Annotated in this window: 2 protein-coding genes; both read right to left on the minus strand. The window is 68.3% G+C overall.

All coding sequences use genetic code 11. The features are described 5' to 3' along the window. Positions 1 to 99: 99 nt before the first annotated feature. The gene (locus tag JYJ84_RS35055; protein ID WP_175223022.1) at positions 100 to 1,365 is read right to left on the minus strand and encodes an RsmB/NOP family class I SAM-dependent RNA methyltransferase; all 1,266 of its coding nucleotides are present in this window, start codon (positions 1,363 to 1,365) and stop codon (positions 100 to 102) included. Further along, positions 1,362 to 2,024 carry a phosphoribosylglycinamide formyltransferase gene (purN, locus tag JYJ84_RS35060; RefSeq protein WP_175223021.1) on the minus strand — a complete coding sequence of 221 codons (663 nt, stop codon included), beginning with the start codon at positions 2,022 to 2,024 and terminating at the stop codon, positions 1,362 to 1,364. The genes JYJ84_RS35055 and purN overlap by 4 nt, the downstream gene beginning before the upstream one ends. Positions 2,025 to 2,061: the final 37 nt, after the last annotated feature.

A 2,061-nucleotide genomic window follows, 5' to 3' on the forward strand; every position in this document is an offset into this window, starting at 1 on the left:
CCAGATCATCACCGGCTGGTGGAAGTCACGAATGACCGATGCCAGCCGGTGCGACAGCAGGCGGCTCTGCAGATTTTCCATCGTCCGTCCGGGCAGTCGTTACTGCGCGGCGCGCCGTTCGAGCACCGCAGCGAAGAAGCCGTCGGTCGCGTGACGATGCGGCCACAGCGACAGGTAGTCGCCCGTCTCCAGCTCGATGCGCTGGTCGGCCAGCACCTGCTGCGCCGGCACCAGCACGAAATCGGGATGATCGGCCAGGAACTGTTCGACGATGCGTTCGTTCTCCGCGTCGAGCACGCTGCAGGTCGCGTAGACGAGCCGGCCGCCCTTCTTCACGAGACGCGCGGCGCTCGCGAGGATCGACGCCTGCTTCGGCGTCAGCTCGTCGATCGCCGTGCGCGTCTGGCGCCACTTCAGGTCAGGATTGCGGCGCAGCGTGCCGAGGCCGCTGCACGGCGCGTCGACCAGCACGCGGTCGATCTTGCCGGCGAGCCGCTTGATCTTCGCATCGTGTTCGCTGTCGATCAGCACCGGGTTCACGTTCGACAGCCCGCTGCGCGCAAGGCGCGGCTTCAGCTTCGCGAGACGCTTTTCCGACACGTCGAACGCATAGAGGCGCCCGGTCGAGCGCATCATCGCACCCAGCGCGAGCGTCTTGCCGCCCGCGCCCGCGCAGAAATCGACGACCATCTCGCCGCGGCGCGGCGCGACCAGCGAGCACAGCAGCTGGCTGCCTTCGTCCTGCACCTCGATCGCGCCTTCCTCGAACAGCCGCAGGCGCGTCAGCGCCGGCTTGCCGACCACGCGCACGCCGAACGGCGAAAACGGCGTCGCGCCCGCATCGATGCCTTCCGCGCGCAACCCGTCGATGACCTGATCACGGCTGGCCTTCTGCACATTGGCACGCAGGTCGAGCGGCGCCGGGTAGTTCAGCGCGGCGGCGAGCTGCGCAAGCTCCTCGCCATCGAAACGGGCCGACAGTGCCTGGTGGATCCAATCGGGCAGGTTCGAGCGAATGCGCACCGGCAGGCTCGCCGGATCGATCTTCGACACGTGCTCGAGCCACGCGGACTCGGTGTCGGACAGGAACGGCCTCAGCGCGTTGCGGCCAACCGTCTGCATCAGGCCGAGCAGCGTCAGGCGCCGCGCGGGCGTACCGGTGCCGCTCTCCGCGAGATGCGAAAACTCCATCTTCCGGCGCAGCACTGCGAACACCGCTTCGGCAATCACGCCGCGCTCGGCATGCCCGAGCTTCGGGTGCGCGCGGAAGAACCGGCTCGTCGTCGCGTCGGCGGGGCCGGCGAACTTCAGCACCTCGGCGAGCAAAGTCTCGGTCTGGCCAATCAGGAATCCGTGCAGCTTCATACGCCCTCACTCGTTTCGGTATGCGGTTGATCCGCGAAAATCCAGCGCGCCTCTTCCGGCGCCACCACTGCACGGCCGTTCTCGAGGCGCAAACGGCCCTCGACGAACCAGCGCACCGCGCGCGGATACAGCACATGCTCGACCGTCAGCACGCGCTGCGCGAGCGCGGCCGCGTCGTCGCCCGCGCGCACGGGCACCGCGCCCTGCGCGACGATCGCGCCGCTGTCGAGCTCGGGAATCACGAAATGCACGCTCGCGCCATGCAGCGCGACACCCGCGTCGAGCGCCTGCTGGTGCGTGTGGATGCCCTTGAAGCTCGGCAGCAGCGACGGATGGATGTTCAGCAGCCGGCCTTCGTATTGTCTGACGAATGCGGGCGTGAGGATGCGCATGAAGCCGGCGAGGACCACGAGATCGGGTGCGAATCGGTCGATCTCGGCGGCGAGCGCCGCGTCGAAGCTGTCGCGGCCGTCGAACGACCGGTGGTCGACCACCGCCGTCGCCACCCCGTGCGACGCGGCAAAAGCCAGGCCGGCCGCGTCGGGCCGGTTGGCGATCACGGCGGCAACCTCGGCCGGCCAGCGTTCCTGCGCGCACGCGCGGACGATGGCCTCCATGTTGCTGCCGCGACCGGAAATCAGGATCACGAGTTTTTTCATTCGCGAATTTTACCATTCGCCCCCGCGTTTCCCCCCT

The sequence above is a fragment of the Burkholderia sp. LMG 13014 genome (genome assembly GCF_905232215.1).
Classification (GTDB): domain Bacteria; phylum Pseudomonadota; class Gammaproteobacteria; order Burkholderiales; family Burkholderiaceae; genus Burkholderia.

Excerpts from the sequence above, each read along its gene's own strand:
- JYJ84_RS35055 (WP_175223022.1), bottom strand. The coding sequence starts at position 1,365 with ATGAAGCTGCACGGATTCCTGATTGGCCAGACCGAGACTTTGCTCGCC.
- purN (WP_175223021.1), bottom strand. The coding sequence starts at position 2,024 with ATGAAAAAACTCGTGATCCTGATTTCCGGTCGCGGCAGCAACATGGAG.